Below are 16,556 nucleotides of genomic sequence, written 5' to 3'. Positions count from 1 at the left end.
CTCGCTAGATGGAATAGAAATTATATGCTTGAAATAGCCTAATCAAGGATAGAAAGAGCTGAATGAAACAACCTCCTCTAATAGACGCAGCAACACAGGAAAAACAAGTACCTTAGCCAATTTCCAAATTTAACCTAACAATCTCACGTCGAGAGTGTCGTATTGATGTCTAGGGCTTAATAGGTGGGTGCATTTTTGCCTTTGTGTAGCAGGGGTTTGCGAGGGCTATCGTTAAAAGGTTTAATGCGAAGCAGCTTTAAGCTGTGTTCTCGTGATTTTTGAGTGCGATTTTTCTGTATGAGGGAAGATATCAACGCTCTGGGGTCGAGTGCACAGGATGTTAACGTTAAAAGGTGCACCCACTTTGCACCCAGCTAGAAGTTAGGAAATAGGAGTTTAGAAACTTTCCTGTACCGTATGAGGGAGAAACTGAGTATGTGTTTAAGATGCAAACACGGCTAGCAGAAAAAGTAGCAAAACTACTACAAACACAAGCACAGCCAAAACGCGTGAAGATATAGGCAGTCAGATAAAAGAACGCGCCGAGGAACTTAGAAGAAGTGCGAAAATACTAAACCAAAACCGTCCCACCAACCCGCACAGAGGACACGGAAGATGAAACTAGGATCTCTCCTGAAACAGCAGACCCTAAACGATTCGTTTTTGTCATGCTGTTAAAGATAAGTTAAACGTTTTCTTGAGTATGTGAAATAATTTCTGTAAAAAGCAGATGAAAGATTCCAATAGGTACTCCTGCGATATAAACTAATTAAAGGAGGCCGAAAAAATGGCAAGAAGCAAAAAAGAAAACATCCACAAAGTGAAAATGACTGAAGGGAAGCGGAAAATCATCCAAGGACTTCTCCAAGAATACGAAATTAAAACGGCAAAAGATATTCAAGATGCACTAAAAGATCTATTAGGCGGAACAATCAAAAGAGATGCTGGAAGCTGAAATGGATAATCATCTAGGATACGAGAAATCGGAACGTAGCAACTCAGAAGATTATCGAAACGGCTACAAAGAAAAGACAGTAAACACAAGCTATGGTTCCATGTGCATAGAAGTTCCGCAGGATCGTAAATCCACATTTGAGCCACAGTTAGTAAAGAAACGCCAAAAAGACATATCAGAAATTGATCAAAAAATCATCTCAATGTATGCCAAAGGGATGACAACAAGGCAAATTTCAGATACATTGATGGATATTTATGGATTTGAAGTATCAGAAGGTTTCATATCTGACGTAACGGACAAGCTGCTACCACAAATAGAAGAATGGCAAAATCGACCATTAGATGAGATTTATCCGGTATTTTTTATTGATGCAATTCACTATTCTGTACGAGAAAATGGAATAATACGCAAACTTGCAGCCTACGTCATTTTAGGCATCGGCTGTAATGGCAAGAAAGATGTTCTAAGCATAGAAGTTGGTGAAAATGAGAGTGCAAAGTACTGGTTATCGGTCTTGAACAGCCTAAAAAATCGGGGCGTAAAAGACGTGATGATCATATGTGCTGACGGACTGGCCGGCATTCGTGAAGCTATATCTACAGCTTTTCCTAACACTGAATACCAACGTTGTATAGTTCATCAAGTCCGAAACACTCTGAAATATGTGGCAGATAAGGACAGAAAAGAATTTTCTAAAGATCTAAAGACAATCTACAATGCGGCAAACGAAGAACAGGGGCGCAAAAATCGAGATTATGTGACAGAAAAGTGGTCGACTAAATATCCCAATGCCATGAAACGCTGGGAAAGAGATTGGGATGTTATAACGCCTATCTTTAAGTTTTCAGCTGATGTTCGTAAGGTTATCTATACTACGAATGCAATTGAAAGTCTTAATGCAACTTATCGCAAATTAAATCGCCAAAGGAGCGTTTTTCCAAGCTCACAAGCGTTATTGAAGGCTTTGCATCTATCTACTTTTGAAGCTACGAAAAAATGGACTATGCCACTTAGAAACTGGGGTCAAGTTTATGGCGATTAACGCTCATGTATGAGGATAGGCTACCTGAATAACTTGAAAATACCAAGCAAAAGAGCAGACAGGAAACACCTGCCTGCTCTTGACATGCAATTTCACATGAATTATATAATAAATAACTGCTAAGTAGTTGGAATAGTAAGCATCTGGGCTCATTAGCAGAAAATTATATCACAGGAAATCTTATTTACAGAGATTTATTTACACGCTCGTTTTCTTTGTCGTAACCACGCTTGAGCGTTCGGTTTCCTAGTATTCTTCCAATAGTAAAACCAGTAAGAAACACTATAAGAAACACTAACCAAGTAGGCATTCCTGTTCCTCCTGCTTAACAGTGGGTAGAAACCCATGTCCAAAAGAAGCCTTCTCCTAGGGCTACTAATACGGCTATTGCCGGATTTACCCCAACAAGCGTTAATGCAAATTGCCAAGCGCTAGCATGTAAAGTCCCAACTGCGCTAACTAGATAAGGGCACACATCTGATTTCGAAATCCTAGATTGTGCACTAGCTAGGAGGTAGGAGCGTTGTTCATCGTCAAGATTTTTCATTGTATTGGATAGTTGACTTACTAGCTCTTCACCTGAAAAAACTTTTATCGTTCCGTCATAGTTAGAAGCAATAACTGTTCCTGTCTCGTAGTTGATTGTTACAGTTACTGTTCCTTTATTAGGGATAGTAACTGAACTAGTTTTTATTCCTTTTAGGTCACCTCCTGCGAAAGCAGGGATTTGGGATGGGTTGTCTGTAATTCGGTTAAATGAGAGAGGGATATTTTCTATGCGATTTATTACTGGAGTTTTCTGCTCATCTGCAGTAGCAACTGCTGAGCCACTAAAAACTAGTGCAATGGAACACAATGCGGTAATAGCTTTGGTAAGTTTCATTTTTGCCTCCTTAATCAGTAGCTGCTAACACCCAATTGCACCCGTAACGGTCATGCATGGGAGGGATGTAGCTACCGGCATCATTGTGGTATCGATTGTGGATTCTGCGGAATCTGCAATCAAATTTGCCAGTTCACTTGCGTCTGTGAACACAGATTCAATGACCTTGTCTTCGAGTATGGTATCCTGCATCATTGAAGTTCCTTCTCTAGATTTTCTTGAGGTCAAGGTTTACGTATTATGATATACTTAAACTTAATTTTAGGTTACCACACTGTCACGACTCGGGCAATATTTCGATGGAATGAAACTGCGGGGCTAAGATATAAGATAGTTTTCTTCATGTAGCCCCTGACTACGTTGCTGACGACTTGACGCACTTGTAATACCTGCCGATGAAGATGACTGGCCAAAATCTCCCGAGCAACCTGTCATGATGAGTTTTGACGAATCTGAATCAATACTCGTGATCAAGAACCCGAACCTAGCGAGATACTTTGAGACAGCTTACGAGAAGGCAAGGAACTCATACCTCCTTCGTAACCGATTGCCTGATACGAGGTGGAACACCGAGAATTAGCACCATTTCTGCTTACCTACATGGGCAGGGCAAATGCCAAGATGTTTCCTTTTCGGTTTAGTATGAACTACTCGAAGGCAATCGCAACAAATGGATGTCTCATGCTTTATCTGTGCGGCGAGCAGAAGAAAGTAATTCAAGATGAATCCCCTCAGACATCGAGAATGTCCACGACGTCCTCAGTCAATTGTCGAAGGACTTGTTAATTGCTGATGCTTGCGTCTACGGGGGGGGTGACCTTAGGGAAATCTACCCGAAGGAGCTTCCCAATATCCCCGCTTCTCACCTAAGTCACATGCTCGGGTTCACCCAACGTCCTCAACAGGGGTCTTGTTCTAGGGTACAACCGCGTTTCCCTCTCATGTTGAGCGTCTTGCCATCATGCCCGCTAAGCTCTAATCAGGAGCAATAGCAATCCCGATAGCAAATACTTTTTGGCGCCTGTGAAACCTTTTGACACTTCACTTCTACTCACGGTCAGAGGGGGCACAAGGTAGTGATCAAGCAGTCAAGGTGTAGAAGAACTTCGCTCCTGGACTACGCAACACTCAAATAGTCTGAGAAGAATCACGTGTCTTACCTAGCCAGGACACAATCAGGCGAAGAACCTAGGCAAGCAGTAACTACGCCGCTTGTATCCAATACGGACGCTTGTGCGAAATGATTTGTTGGCAATCAGAGAGCGTCTCAGAATTTTGTTACTTAAAATAAACCAAAGATTAAGAAGTGCAACTGAACTTACAGAAACTTATGAGCAGATTATAAAAGAGTTGTCAAAGATATATAGTGAGGCACCACAAACGACAGATAAGGCAGCGAAAGAAGCATCAATATCCCTGAATATCAAAAGGGATAACGAGTTCTATGACGAGGAAATTAATGCAAATTTACCAAAATCTCTAAAAAGGAGTCAACTGTAATACGAAGAGGTATAACAAAGTAATATCAGTAGAGCAAAGAGAAAAGATAAGTAAAAGGTATCACAAAATAACATCAGCAATAAATGAAGAATTCTGGAAGATAAATAGTTCAATTGACAATAGTCTTTATGTTGGGTCATATGGGCGAAACACAGCAATTTGTACAAGTGACATAGATATTTTACTTTGCTTACCAAGTGCTATTTTCGATAGATTCAATGCCTTACGGGTAATTCACAGTCAAGATTATTACAAGCAGTAAAAACAGCAATAAAAGAAGCATATCCAAATAGTGATATTAGGGCTGATGGACAAATAATTAAAATAGCATTTTCTGATGGGATAATATTTGAATGTTTACCAGCTTTTAAGAATATATCAGGTTCATTTGTATATCCAGACTCAAACATTGGCGAAAATGGCTATCAACTAACCCTAAAGCGGAGCAGGAAGCTATACGTGAAAAAATAAGACTAGCAATGGTCTGCTCGTATCAACATGTAAGCATATGAGGTATATACGAGATAATTTTTTCAAAAGTTATAAATTATCAGGAATCGTGATAGATAGTTTTGCTTATCAAGCAATTGGAAGCTGGAGATTTACTGAATCTGGTGGCAGTGAACCATTTTATTATGAGAAACATTTGCTTGCGTTCTATAATGAGCACTGCTTTGGTTGGCTTTTGTCTGGAATGGGTGCTGCTGTTCGCAAGGCTCGTCACTAAGCATTGCGCGCATTAGCTAATGCGCAGCTACCAGCGCTTGTAGTGTAGTGGCTTTGTAAATGCTAATGTTATACTTATGGTGGTTGTGGGTTCTCCTGCAGCCACCATTTTTCTAACTAATTGAATATATAAATTAATCAAAATTATTAATTAATCAAAATTATTATAGAATCGAGGCGACGCGGCCTATGTGTATTAAAAATTATAATTCGCAAACTGATTCTAAAGTTGAAACTTGTAAAGAGTGTATAGATAAAAAAATTTTAGACAGTATTAGTAGTTGTATAGGATTCTTTTATGTGTTTTTAGCTGCTATACCAGTATCAGTGGTATTTATATTTTATAAAACCGATACTTCTATTGGTCGTTTATTTATTCTTCTATTTATGCTAGCTGCCTATATTACTTTTATTTTCTTTTATGTATATGCAAAAAAAGTTGAATGTACAGAAATTCAAGATGATTTAAAACCTAATACCTTATATATGTTGATTCTAACGACACTTGTGGGTTTATTTAGTATTATATCTACTTGTATTAAGTCAGATGATTATATTAAAATCAATGCACTTGTTATTCTGTTAGTTACTTGTTGTATTGGTGTTAAAGTGAAATCTTACAATAATAAATACACCTTAGCTAAGATTGACATAGACTATATGTCTACAACAAATAAGTATTCGAAGATTGGAGAACATGAAATAGAGAGTAAACTTCTTGTTAAAAGGAAGTCTTATCTAAAGTATTATAAGGTAATGGAAACGAATTATCTTATGATGTCAGCGCTCTTTACATTCATAACATCTGTATTAGGCATTAGTTCTATTGGCTTATTATAGAATGTAGCAAGTTGTTCGTGCTAAGTATAGCTATGTAGTTCTTTTATTCCCGTGTATGCATAACATGTTGCTATGCATACACGGGAACATGGTTTTATTGGCTTCAATTCCGTATATTTAGTTTTTACCTGTCTATTTAGTTTTTACTGTTTTTATCCGTTTCATTCTTACTTGAATGAGATTTTATGTGTGTTATTAAATCTCTTAGGAACGAAATTGCTGGTAATGCCAATGGCGTCCATGACCATTGGTTATTTGTAACAAGGAAAGCTATTAGTCCAGAAAGCAAGCATAAAACGAATAGTACAGCGCTTATCCATGTATTTCTTTTAGATGTTTCTATTTCTGCTTTAACAAGTTTGTCTTGTCGTTTAGACTCATCGACCGTAAAAGCATCTGCCTGATTAAGTATTCTTTCTTGTACATTCGTTGGGTACAAATTAAAACTTTCTGGATCTGGCAGTATTCCGCTCCATTCGTCGCTATAACCTAGAGTCTTGAGTGCAAATATAAGTGAAGCAGCTTGTTTTTCTTCAAAGGTAGTTGAATCTATTGTTTCGTTAATGTCATTTGACGTAATTCCGTCGACACTCCCAGCAGTATTCGAGTCATTCTTCGATTCATGATTTGTTTTTGAGCGTTCTTCATTGACGCCTGGCGATATTGTTCCAGCTTCTGAGTCTGATTCGCGCTCGGAATCGTCGGCATAATTGAAATCATTTTTCACAAACTCCTACCTTTTGCTAGTGCGGTTTGATTCTCAAATGAGAATTTAATAGTTTACGCAATATAAAACAGTCTACACAATATAATGAAACTATTTTACATTATTGTTTATTGCTTAGCTAGTGTATAACAAGATTGTTTTTGATTAAAGCAGTAATGTTTATTGAGTTATAAAAGTGATTGTGTTTTTGTTTTAACATTTTATCTCTTATTTGTGTTGGCGTTGGTTGCGTATGTGTGTGTTTTAAGTGTTGAGTGTGTTGCTTTCGGTTTTGTTTGCTACTAGGGACATTCAAAACCGAAAGCTTTTTGTTTTTTACTCTTTTTGTTTTGAACTGTTTTAGTCTATAATCCCTGTTTTTTTTTGTAGTGTTTTTGTTGTTTTGTATTATTATTTGTTGTTTTTTTGACCAAGGGTATAGTGTTATCAAATTTGTCAAATAAGCTATTTGATTTGTGTAGTTTGTAGTGAATTATTTAAGTTGGATAGCGATTTGCGAGTAATTATGTAAGTTTGCATGTAAGCCTGCGTGTAAGTAGTTATGTAGTCTTGCACGCAAGTTTGCATTATTTTGAAAGAGTTTTATGGGAGAGCTGGTTGCTGTGAAGACGATTTTTAGCAAAGATAATATTTTTATTCGTATGAGATCTATTAGTCCTGCATTGCGATGGGCTCTGGTTGGCTTCTGTTTTTCTATGCTCGGCAATCAAGCGTATGAAGGCTCGGTTTTGCCTATACTCGCGCTGATTTTTACCGCCGGTCTTCTTGTTGTTTTGCCGCAGCTACCAAACACGAGCTACGCTACAGACTAGGGATGTAGTTGTGATTTTGAGTATTCTAATTGTAGTCTATTTGCATAATTTAGTATTTGGGGGAATAACCCTATTCCTATTTGTTACAAGTAAAACTGAGAACACCTTATACATTTTATATATTATCAAAAATAACAACAACAATTGTATGGCAAAAAATTATGGAATAAGATGAGTACTAAACCTAATGATAGGTCTTTTATATATTGTAATTACAAAGGGGAATTTCTATGAAATGTCATATTTTTAAGTCTATTGCTGTAGTTGTTGTAGCATTATCAACCTGTATTTCTCTGGTATCAACTGCTCAAGCTAGTGAGATAGTGGATAACGGACCAAGTGTTGTAGAAAGCAATGTCAGTGATGCGAATATAGATAATTATGCTAAGCGTCTTGAAATTATTTTTTCAAGGTATCTCAAGTTTAATGAAATTAATAAAAAATGGACTGTAACACAAGCAGGGGAGTTTTCTCATGTTCCGAAAGAAGTGCTTGAGAATTTAATTCATAAGCTTAATGCAAATGCATCTGTTGATAAGATTTCGTCTAATGATAATCATGCAGTGCGTTCGAAGGATTATGCTAAATGTATAATTAATGCTACTGGGCTAGGCACCCTTGCTGGAATATTTCGTGGTGCTTTAACAAAGTTACTTGAAAATCAGCTTTGGAAGCAAGCTGCTATGTATATCTTAAAGGCAGTTGGTCCAGCCGCATTTAGAGGTGGAGCTGTGGGTCTAGCTGCATTCTTAGCAGCTTCTGCTATTTGGTGTGCGACTCCGTGGAGTAAGTGAGGAGGATATTCTTATGTACAAGGTTCTTATGTTCGTGCTGAAGTTGGTTATGTTTACAGCTGTGAATTTTATGTTCCTTTACTTGTCGATGGTGGTATACGGCCATGATTTTGGTGTGATGTTCAAAACGTATGGGAATGCGCTCGGTCCGTTTACGTTCATGCTTGCTTTGATGACAACGATGTCGTTGCCTAATGAAGGAACTATTTTTGAGGGTAAGCGGCAAAAAAGTGTGTCTAAAAACCCGAGTTATCGTTGAAATACTACGGAAAACTCGCTGTAGTTAAGCTAAAAAAGCTTAACATTCAGCATTACTTGACATTGAAAACAAAAGGGGCTTAAAAGATAATCGTGCTATTACTGCATAAAATACTTAAGAAATTATCATAAGCCCCTTTTCGGCCTATAGACCTTCTTTTTAGTGGATTATATTTAGCCTAATTTTGTTAATCTTTAAAAATTTGTATTAGTTACAACAGTATATTTTACTTTTTCTCAATGATCGTTTTCTTTTTAACACACAATTTAGTATAAAATTTTTCATTCATACAATAATTTACTATAAATCTTTCTTAAAATAATTAATAAAATTTATTATTTGTTACTGTTTTGTATTCATGACTTATAACTGTATTGTATTTTTTGTAAGAAGTAATAGTATCTCCTATTAAAGTTCTTAAATGAACTTAAAAGGAAATTAAATGAGTTATTATTTTTTTATTGAAAGGTGAATATTATGGGACGTACAGACTTCTAACGAATATGTATAATGACAATATCAAGAATAAGATGGTTAACTCCCAAGTATGAATAATTTGACTAGAAACTACTATCAAAATTTACTTATCTAGACGAATACACATTGTTGCATCTTCGGTAGGAGCTTTTCTATGAGAAATCACAATCACTAGCTTACTCTCCGATAACTCATGTATGACTTCGCAAACCAAGCCTTCTGAATCATCATCCAAATTTGAGGTAGGCTCATCTAAAATTAGAATTGGTGTATCTCTTAATATGCCTCTAATAAAACTGAGTCGTTGAATTTGACCCGCAGAAGCCTCTGAAATTACGTCAGAAATCTCAGAATCCAAACCTAATGGAAGATTATCCAAAAATTGTTCCAGATTAAGTTTTCGCATCCACTCAAGAACTCTCTCATCGGATATGTTTTTCCCTAAAGTTATGGATTCTCTAACATTTTTCCCATATAGGGGGGCATTTTGTAATACTAGAGTTACAAGATGCTCTCTAATATAGCTTCCTTCCAAATCGTTGATGTCAGTAGAATTAAGTCGAATTACTCCTTTTTCTGGACTCAACAATCCAATTGTCGAAAGGGCAATCGTTGTTTTGCCAATTCCTGATGGACCTACAATTGCAACAAGACCTCTTGAGGGTGTTTGAAAAGTTAAATCTTTAAGTGCTAACAATGAGTCTTCTGAATATCTTACAGAGACTCCATCAAAAGATAGGCTTACATTAGAAAAAGAAGTTTTATCTAGGTGCAAGTCTTTAATAATGTGTTTATCGGATTGACTTGAAATTAGAGGATGTAACCTTCTAATAGCGGCAGTCGCAGACGCAATGGTTCCAATTGCTGTTGTCGCACTACTTAATGGAGCAATCATCACAAACAAGAAAGTAATTATTATAGCTAGATTCTCATATGAGAGATCTGATGAATGTACTCTTACTCCACCTATAATTACAACTATTAATATTAATCCATTTGCCATGAGTGAAGATAATGGTGTTAGCGCGGACATAAAACGTGCGAAATGACGCGAAGAAAAAAACAGCTCATTTGCAGAAGCAATATATGAATTAAGAGATTTTTCTTCCAGATTATTTGACTTAACGAAAATAACATTAGAAGTAAATCTTTGAATTCCTTGTCCTATTTTAGAATAAGTTTCTTGTATCGATTTAGTAATATTATTAATAAATTTACCAGAGATAATAGTGATTAATAGGAGCACTCCTAGAGAAACAATAATGACAAGCGATAAAACCCAGTCAATGAGAAGTATTGTTATAACCGATGCAATAACAAGTAAGAATGCTCCAGGAAGCGATAAAACACTCTGGCTAACAATTTGACGGGCGACAGAAATATCAGTAATAATTCTTGATGTTAACTCACCATTAGAATAGTTTGACATTTCTTGCATAGATAAGTTAAATATTTTTTTCCCAGCTAAGACATGATAATTCAGTGTAAATCGTTGAGATAATAATTGGCATCCATAATTTATAAGTGCACCAATTAGCGAGTTGAGAATCAAAAATCCAAATAACATACCCAGCGTTAAAAGGTCAAGGTGACCCAAATCAGTATATGAACCTACAAGCTTACCAATCCAGAACGGTTGGATATATGTGACAAAGAACGATAAAAATGTTGAGAAGACAAGCATGCTTAATAGAACGTAAGACCCTCTAATGCTTATTTTAATATCTTTCCACATACATGCTCCTTTATTTCAAATGATTGCAGATAGGGACTTCTCCCTATCTGCAATCATTTTCTGTTCAATCCGACATGCAATCACTAGCAAATCAATAAACTAACTGAACTAAACTTCTTGCAGCTAAAAGCAACGCTTACCGAAGAGGCAAATGCTACTGCGTTCTCCTCTGATGCAAGAGCCTGTAAAGACAGAACCTTGTTCATAATACACCTCCTTCCTTATTGGTCAACTGTTTATTTGTGGGATAGAACACACTCTTCACCCCTGGAATAGTTCCGAGAATTTCTCCCGATAAAGCATATATCCAACCACACAGACCCGTGGCTAAATCAGTGGAAAATCGGTATGAAAAATCTCCTGGTGCATAGAGAACACCGTCATTCCTTGCTTCAACCAGATAGAGCGAAGCATACCGTAAGATATCACGCTCCTCTTTTTCTGAAAGATGATCTAAATAAAGAAGAGTTCCTAAAAGTCCTGCTTCTCCTTTAAATAAACCTGCGTGTGCACATGGACGTGCACTCATAGTATTAGATATTGCACGATAATCTATTGTCAGATCACATTCATCGCAAAGAGATTCTCGTATACTCATTACAATGGCTAAACCAGCACTTCCTAGCGAAAAGTATGGCATAAGCCTTCCGTCATCCGTCCAAAGATTGTATAGACCATCATCAGTTCTTAGTCTATTAACATCACTCTGTAAAAATTCATCTGCCATTTCAAGATATACTCGATTGTTTGTGATTTTATAAACTGCTAATGCAGCTAAGGCAAATCCTGACTTTCCAAACAACAAGCCAGTCTTGGTTGCATTCTCATCGAAAATAGTACTTGACATGTCATTCTCATCGTTTGCTTTGAGATACTTTAATGCTTTTTCTGCAATATCTAATGCGTGCGAAGATCCAGTCTCACGGTAGTAATACGCAAGAGTTAATATAACTCCAGCAAGACCAGACTCTAACGATAGATTACTAAATAAACGCGTGGACTCAATATATTCTCCCAATCTATTTACTAGTGTATCGGCAATTTCGTAATCCTTGATGCGTAAAGCCAATCCAACAAAACCAGAAATACCGGTATACAAGCCGATGGAGAATGGATCTTCAATCAAATCTTCTAAAGAACCTGTAATCCTGCGAAGCCAAGAAGAAATATTCCCGTATAAATTATTATAATTAGGACAATAGTCTAGCAATGTATTCCAAATCCCAGCCGCACCATAGGAAAGGCAATATTCTCTAATCATCCCTTCATGCTGCAGTGGATCGCCATAACCAAGACTAGGCTTACTAAAATCAACTTGTTTCAACAAAGAAGTAACCATGCGTCTGACATAATCATCCCTTGTGTTAATTGCAATCGGTGTGGATTGTATCAAACTTGAATTAGCTGACTCAATTTCAAAGCCCTCAGAGACTGCTGCTAAACGTACTTTGGAGATAATCTTCTCACCTTGCGATCCGAACTCAGAAGCAATCCAACAATTATATTCTTGCTGTTTAGCTGAGCCAAGAAGTTCCTCGGTTCCAATAGGTAATAAAGCACCACGGATTGTGCGATAAAGACCAATCCAGTCTCTTTTCTTTAGAGAATCTCTTGGAGAATCGTAGTAACCAGGAGTACCTAGGGTGATGAGTGGTTCATCCTCATCAGAAGAAGCTGTTTCGAAATCTATAATAGTAGCTGAGTATGAATCAGGATCAACCAGAATATTGTGTGGCTGAATATCTCCGTGGAACCACTTCTTTTTGTGAATTGACTTGATAGTTGACACTAATACATCTGTAAACCGATCTAAAGTATTCAAATATTGATTAACATCATTCTTAGAAGCGGTTGAGTTAAATGGATAAGAAATAGCTATCCATCTACCGAATGTCATTTTTTCATGGTAAGTCTGGATAATATAATGGTGTTCCCAAACGTCAAACTCATCGACTATTTCAGGGATTCCCGCAGTTCCTTCAAGGTCTCGCAAAACATCAGCTTCATGAGAGATTCTTTGTATGGCATCCTGTTGTGCTGCATCTAAACCAGCGAAAGGACGACCTTCCTTCATAACATACTTGTGATTATCTTTCAGTACGGAATAAACACCACCACCTGTACTGAAATGCAATGCACCTTGTACTTCAAAACCATGGAAGTCCGAGGATGAGGAGTTTTCTTCTGTTTCATTTCTTAATTGGTCTTGTAGAAGAAAGTCTGGTGTTTTAACCCAATCTGGAACTCTGTAATACGGAACTCTGATATCTTCCTCTTTTTTGTTATCCGGATTAAGTATACAGAGCTTACCTTGTTGATCAAAAATTTTAACGAAACCACCATATCGATAATAAACAGGCCCAGATTGGAATCGCATATCACTTAGTATGTAGGGTGCTTCTCGATACTGCTCTAAGAGAGAGTTGAGACAAAACATTGTAGATTCAAGATCATCAGCTGAAGGATAAATTGTTATAAACTTTCCAGCTGAAACTCTATTACCACCTTTAGAGTTGCGAACCAACAGGCTTCTATACGATGGAGCATATTTAAACGAAATACCATGTCTGAAGCAAAACTTCGCAACTATATCAAGAACTCTCTGAGCGTTTTTGATTCTGGAAGAAACATGCAACTTCCAGCCCTGAATAGGCAGATTACCATAATTTGGTGTCATGAATGTCCACTCAGAATCAGGAACTGTCTCCCAGTTGTCAGGGGCTTCACATCTAAAAAGATTGTCTTCTGAATCTTTGGGAAGCTGATAATATAATCCCGATTCCAGAATACTATCAAAATAACGCTGATACATTTCAGCCACCTATTCCACAACAGTTAAGACTTCGGGATACAAATCCAAAGACTAATAGTGCTTTTAACCTTACACACAAATCCTAGACTGATAGTAGACGCACCGCTATCTGAGGTTTCTTCAGTATCTAGACGCTGCAAATTAAGTACAATATTCATCATTATTTCTCCTTATAACCTATAGCAACATTACCTGTTTTATTAATCCCTGGTACTTTAAGAACATTAGAGCTTGGCTTGTCTTTTAAATCAAATTTACCAACTAAAAATAAAGCTTTATACCCTGAACTAGGCAAATTAAACTGTGAGTCAACTAATTTGATGGGCTTATCTCCAAGAGTAACTTTAGACAAATCATAATGAGAATCAAGAATGTCTCGTGACACAAAGAGATACAGTTCACCTTTATTCATGTAATCGTCTGGTAGGCGATATTCTTTCTGAGATACCTCTACTGTTTCCCAATGATATGACGCAAGCTCCGCCTTCTCATCATCGTCGGAACATCCCGCAAGAGAAAAGAGTGATCCTAGCAGCAGAAGCACAACGAGACAATTTTGAACAATTATTTTATTCCTCATATTCGTCACCCCTAGCAAAGTAATACCGACGCACTACTCATTGGCATTAGAGTAGTCCAGACGCAACCTGCAACAGAAAGAAGTGAGAAGATGGAATCAACCTTTGTTTCTTCCTCAACTCGCAATGACTGCAAATTCAAAACCTTTTTCATAATTAACCTCCTTTTAATTAATAACACTTTCATTAGTATCATCGAAACCTGCAGAGAGAGACCATTCTGTGACATAGTCTGAAACACAAAACAGTTCTTCAATATCTACTTGTAACACATAAGCAAGCCGCGCAGCATGCTCTAATTTTGTATTGCTGTCTCCTTTCTCTAATACAAGAATCCCACGTCTTGTCAGTCCAACTGCCTTTGCTAATTGATACTGAGTGAGTCCTTTCTTTTTCCTAAACTCTCGCACTCTATTCTTAATATCAATCTCCCAAAATTTCCACTCTTGGTCGTCTTGAGTCGACCTTTTCTTTGATTATAACTCTGAGATGGACATTTGTCACTAAGCTTATGGGTTATTCTACAAAATAAAGCTTGTCAGTTTTAATATCTGTTTCTGCCATGATTTGATTTTAGTTTCAATCTAATAAATATCCACATCATGCAAAAAGCTCACGATGATTTCAGGCATACCTTTAGTAAGACACCTCATCCAGTAATAAGCTGACACTTTTTCTGTTTAAACAAGTTTTACACTATCTTTATTCTATTCGACAAAAACTTGACTTTTTCACAAAATCATATTTGACAACAGCTCTTTTAGCTATTTCTGTCACCTGCTCTCAATTAGTCATGTTTTTTGGTTATTCCCCAAATGTGTGTACAGAATTTCTTGTTTTTTTTCTTATTTGAGGCGTGTTATGAATTAAGCTCGTATTGTGGTGTAAAAATGAGGGTAAGCGGCAAAAAAGTGTGCTAAAAAACCGAGTTTTCGTTGAAATACCAAGGAAAACTCGCTGTAGTTAATCTGAAAAAGCTTAACATTTAGTATTACTTGACATTGAAAACAAAAGGGGCTTAGGACAGTTTTTAGACATTTTGTGCAACCATAGCACGATGTTCCATAATTGTCTTTTAAGCCCACTTTTTACTCTGTGGTTATTATAAGAATTAATTGCTTGACGTAATTCTTCTGTACTATCCCAGTTAAGTGGATAATACATTTCTGTTTTCATTCGTCTAAAAAAGCATTCACAGGCAGCATTATCTCCACTATTTCCTTTTCTTTACATGGAGCGTGTAATACCAAGACCTTCTAATCTCTCAATCCACCTGCCATCTCTATAGTGACCTCCTCTATCTGTATGAATAACTAAGCTTTTACATTCTGTAGTGTCAAGGGTAGTTAAAGCCCCTTCTAACATTTCATCTACAAGACACTGATCTGGGTGGTTTGGAAGAGCGTAAGAGGCCACTTTACTATCAAAACAGTCAATCATAGGGCTTAAATAGAGTTTTGACTCTTTTGCTGAAAACTCAGTAATGTCTGTAAGCCAAATCTTATTAGGTGAATCTGCATGAAAATTATTATTAACAATGTTTCTACATGCGGGAGTAATTTCTCCTATGTAACTTGAATAGCGTCTTTTATGCCTGGCATATCTAACTTCAATTAACTCTTCTTTCATGAGCCGTCTTACTACTTTTTCAGATATTTTAATACCTTTAGTTCTCAACATTAACCATATTCTAGGAGAGTCATAAGTAAAGAAGTTTTCTTCTGCAATCTTGTGTATGCAACCTCGTATATGTGCGTATTTGTCAGGTTTTTGAAGAGCATTTTTAGCATAGTAATAACTTGAACGTTTTATCTGAAGTGTTTTAATCAGAAGCTCTAACGGTAATACTAAAAGTAGTTAGGCTTATAACACTTTTTGCGGAGTGAGGATTTCTGATATTAATACGGTTGGGATTATATTAGATTTGTTGGGATTGTATTAAATACAGTTGGGACTTTATTAGCTACGGTTGGGACTCTATTAGAGCGTGGCTAATGCTCGTTTTGTTTTCTAAAACGAGTGTTGTTTAACGAGAAGGGGGGTGAAAACATTGTTAACGCTTAAACCTCAAAGCACGTAGCTTTCAAGGCAAGTGTGGTTTTTACATGTCAAACTGTTATAAAAACGAGATTATTCCACTCTTTTTTACACTCATGATACGGGTTTTAAGAAAGAGCGGGTAAATGTTGTAAGAATTTTTGGAACAATTAACAAGATTGTGGTTAATGATTAATCAATAAGACACTACTAATAAACAGTTAAAGCCTGATTAGCTATAGGGCGATGAGATACGTCAATAGGATCCTCATGGTTTTTTCATGACTCCTATGAAGTACCTCTATTCTACTATGGCTGTTTTTCAGGTATTAGAGTCGGTGCTTCATAAAGTATCGGCTCTTTTTTGTATGTGTCT

The 16,556-nt window shown here is 36.9% G+C and carries 17 protein-coding genes and 3 pseudogenes; 8 read left to right on the top strand and 12 right to left on the bottom strand.

What is annotated here, in order from left to right; translation table 11 throughout:
• The first annotated feature begins 787 nt into the window (after positions 1 to 787).
• Positions 788 to 2,032 (top strand): annotated as a pseudogene (locus HXT48_RS05070) (IS256 family transposase).
• 293 nt (positions 2,033 to 2,325) lie between these two features.
• Here HXT48_RS05070 and HXT48_RS05065 read toward each other — a convergent pair.
• Both HXT48_RS05065 and HXT48_RS05060 read right to left on the bottom strand, forming a co-directional pair.
• Positions 2,326 to 2,883: a hypothetical protein gene (locus HXT48_RS05065; RefSeq protein WP_004111534.1), complete on the bottom strand. Its 558-nt coding sequence runs from the start codon at positions 2,881 to 2,883 to the stop codon at positions 2,326 to 2,328.
• 24 nt (positions 2,884 to 2,907) lie between these two features.
• Positions 2,908 to 3,078 carry a hypothetical protein gene (locus tag HXT48_RS05060; protein ID WP_157754341.1) on the bottom strand — a complete coding sequence of 57 codons (171 nt, stop codon included), beginning with the start codon at positions 3,076 to 3,078 and terminating at the stop codon, positions 2,908 to 2,910.
• A 1,038-nt stretch (positions 3,079 to 4,116) separates the two neighbouring features.
• On the opposite strand from HXT48_RS05060, the gene HXT48_RS05055 reads away from it, so the two are divergent.
• The 4 genes and pseudogenes from HXT48_RS05055 to HXT48_RS05040 all read left to right on the top strand — a co-directional run bounded on the left by HXT48_RS05055 (position 4,117) and on the right by HXT48_RS05040 (position 5,949).
• Positions 4,117 to 4,383, top strand: a complete 267-nt coding sequence (locus tag HXT48_RS05055; protein WP_421793018.1) for a hypothetical protein — start codon at positions 4,117 to 4,119, stop codon at positions 4,381 to 4,383.
• Positions 4,384 to 4,405: 22 nt separating this feature from the next.
• Positions 4,406 to 4,854: pseudogene (locus HXT48_RS05050) on the top strand (SMODS domain-containing nucleotidyltransferase).
• Between the two features lie 88 nt (positions 4,855 to 4,942).
• Positions 4,943 to 5,110, top strand: a complete 168-nt coding sequence (locus HXT48_RS05045) for a hypothetical protein (RefSeq protein ID WP_004111538.1) — start codon at positions 4,943 to 4,945, stop codon at positions 5,108 to 5,110.
• Positions 5,111 to 5,298: 188 nt separating this feature from the next.
• The gene (locus tag HXT48_RS05040) at positions 5,299 to 5,949 is read left to right on the top strand and encodes a hypothetical protein (protein WP_004111540.1); all 651 of its coding nucleotides are present in this window, start codon (positions 5,299 to 5,301) and stop codon (positions 5,947 to 5,949) included.
• A gap of 136 nt (positions 5,950 to 6,085) precedes the next feature.
• Here the strand turns inward: HXT48_RS05040 and HXT48_RS05035 are convergent, their stop codons facing one another.
• Positions 6,086 to 6,676, bottom strand: coding sequence for a hypothetical protein (locus tag HXT48_RS05035; protein WP_004111541.1), 591 nt, complete (start codon positions 6,674 to 6,676; stop codon positions 6,086 to 6,088).
• Positions 6,677 to 7,278: 602 nt separating this feature from the next.
• Between HXT48_RS05035 and HXT48_RS05030 the strand changes: the two are divergent.
• The 3 genes and pseudogenes from HXT48_RS05030 to HXT48_RS05020 all read left to right on the top strand — a co-directional run.
• Positions 7,279 to 7,425, top strand: a pseudogene (locus HXT48_RS05030) (MFS transporter); the annotation flags it as partial.
• 293 nt (positions 7,426 to 7,718) lie between these two features.
• Complete coding sequence (locus tag HXT48_RS05025; RefSeq protein ID WP_421793017.1) at positions 7,719 to 8,282, top strand: hypothetical protein; 564 nt, start codon at positions 7,719 to 7,721, stop codon at positions 8,280 to 8,282.
• A gap of 13 nt (positions 8,283 to 8,295) precedes the next feature.
• Positions 8,296 to 8,541, top strand: coding sequence for a hypothetical protein (locus HXT48_RS05020; protein WP_102155332.1), 246 nt, complete (start codon positions 8,296 to 8,298; stop codon positions 8,539 to 8,541).
• A 580-nt stretch (positions 8,542 to 9,121) separates the two neighbouring features.
• On the opposite strand, the gene HXT48_RS05015 is transcribed toward HXT48_RS05020, so the two are convergent.
• The 9 genes from HXT48_RS05015 to HXT48_RS04975 all read right to left on the bottom strand — a co-directional run bounded on the left by HXT48_RS05015 (position 9,122) and on the right by HXT48_RS04975 (position 15,955).
• Positions 9,122 to 10,753 (bottom strand): ABC transporter ATP-binding protein, encoded by a 1,632-nt coding sequence (locus HXT48_RS05015; RefSeq protein WP_421793016.1) that lies wholly within the window; start codon positions 10,751 to 10,753, stop codon positions 9,122 to 9,124.
• Positions 10,754 to 10,836: 83 nt separating this feature from the next.
• Positions 10,837 to 10,959: a class III lanthipeptide gene (locus HXT48_RS05010; protein ID WP_421793015.1), complete on the bottom strand. Its 123-nt coding sequence runs from the start codon at positions 10,957 to 10,959 to the stop codon at positions 10,837 to 10,839.
• The gene (lanKC, locus tag HXT48_RS05005; protein WP_421793205.1) at positions 10,956 to 13,565 is read right to left on the bottom strand and encodes a class III lanthionine synthetase LanKC; all 2,610 of its coding nucleotides are present in this window, start codon (positions 13,563 to 13,565) and stop codon (positions 10,956 to 10,958) included. Before lanKC ends, HXT48_RS05010 begins: the two co-directional genes overlap by 4 nt.
• 23 nt (positions 13,566 to 13,588) lie before the next feature.
• Positions 13,589 to 13,726 carry a class III lanthipeptide gene (locus HXT48_RS05000; RefSeq protein ID WP_421793014.1) on the bottom strand — a complete coding sequence of 46 codons (138 nt, stop codon included), beginning with the start codon at positions 13,724 to 13,726 and terminating at the stop codon, positions 13,589 to 13,591.
• Positions 13,726 to 14,145, bottom strand: coding sequence for a hypothetical protein (locus HXT48_RS04995; RefSeq protein ID WP_421793013.1), 420 nt, complete (start codon positions 14,143 to 14,145; stop codon positions 13,726 to 13,728). The genes HXT48_RS05000 and HXT48_RS04995 overlap by 1 nt, the downstream gene beginning before the upstream one ends.
• 11 nt (positions 14,146 to 14,156) lie before the next feature.
• Entirely contained in the window at positions 14,157 to 14,297 is a 141-nt protein-coding gene (locus tag HXT48_RS04990; protein WP_421793012.1) for a hypothetical protein, read from the bottom strand.
• 13 nt (positions 14,298 to 14,310) lie between these two features.
• Positions 14,311 to 14,553 carry a helix-turn-helix transcriptional regulator gene (locus tag HXT48_RS04985; RefSeq protein ID WP_421793011.1) on the bottom strand — a complete coding sequence of 81 codons (243 nt, stop codon included), beginning with the start codon at positions 14,551 to 14,553 and terminating at the stop codon, positions 14,311 to 14,313.
• A 568-nt stretch (positions 14,554 to 15,121) separates the two neighbouring features.
• Positions 15,122 to 15,307 carry a hypothetical protein gene (locus tag HXT48_RS04980; protein ID WP_421793204.1) on the bottom strand — a complete coding sequence of 62 codons (186 nt, stop codon included), beginning with the start codon at positions 15,305 to 15,307 and terminating at the stop codon, positions 15,122 to 15,124.
• 63 nt (positions 15,308 to 15,370) lie between these two features.
• Positions 15,371 to 15,955: an IS3 family transposase gene (locus tag HXT48_RS04975; protein ID WP_421793203.1), complete on the bottom strand. Its 585-nt coding sequence runs from the start codon at positions 15,953 to 15,955 to the stop codon at positions 15,371 to 15,373.
• Positions 15,956 to 16,556 lie beyond the last annotated feature (601 nt).

The sequence above is a fragment of the Gardnerella sp. KA00127 genome, assembly GCF_049244125.1.
Taxonomy (GTDB): Bacteria; Actinomycetota; Actinomycetes; order Actinomycetales; family Bifidobacteriaceae; genus Bifidobacterium; species Bifidobacterium swidsinskii.
The sequence above is the reverse complement of the archived record's forward strand: the minus strand, read 5'-3'. Positions and strand labels throughout refer to the sequence as shown.

Coding starts and splice junctions, on each gene's coding strand:
- HXT48_RS05065 (WP_004111534.1), bottom strand. CDS start 2,883: ATGAAACTTACCAAAGCTATTACCGCATTGTGTTCCATTGCACTAGTT.
- HXT48_RS05060 (WP_157754341.1), bottom strand. CDS start 3,078: ATGATGCAGGATACCATACTCGAAGACAAGGTCATTGAATCTGTGTTC.
- HXT48_RS05040 (WP_004111540.1), top strand. CDS start 5,299: ATGTGTATTAAAAATTATAATTCGCAAACTGATTCTAAAGTTGAAACT.
- HXT48_RS05025 (WP_421793017.1), top strand. CDS start 7,719: ATGAAATGTCATATTTTTAAGTCTATTGCTGTAGTTGTTGTAGCATTA.
- HXT48_RS05020 (WP_102155332.1), top strand. CDS start 8,296: ATGTACAAGGTTCTTATGTTCGTGCTGAAGTTGGTTATGTTTACAGCT.
- HXT48_RS05015 (WP_421793016.1), bottom strand. CDS start 10,753: ATGTGGAAAGATATTAAAATAAGCATTAGAGGGTCTTACGTTCTATTA.
- HXT48_RS05010 (WP_421793015.1), bottom strand. CDS start 10,959: ATGAACAAGGTTCTGTCTTTACAGGCTCTTGCATCAGAGGAGAACGCA.
- lanKC (WP_421793205.1), bottom strand. CDS start 13,565: ATGTATCAGCGTTATTTTGATAGTATTCTGGAATCGGGATTATATTAT.
- HXT48_RS05000 (WP_421793014.1), bottom strand. CDS start 13,726: ATGATGAATATTGTACTTAATTTGCAGCGTCTAGATACTGAAGAAACC.
- HXT48_RS04995 (WP_421793013.1), bottom strand. CDS start 14,145: ATGAGGAATAAAATAATTGTTCAAAATTGTCTCGTTGTGCTTCTGCTG.
- HXT48_RS04990 (WP_421793012.1), bottom strand. CDS start 14,297: ATGAAAAAGGTTTTGAATTTGCAGTCATTGCGAGTTGAGGAAGAAACA.
- HXT48_RS04980 (WP_421793204.1), bottom strand. CDS start 15,307: ATGTATTATCCACTTAACTGGGATAGTACAGAAGAATTACGTCAAGCA.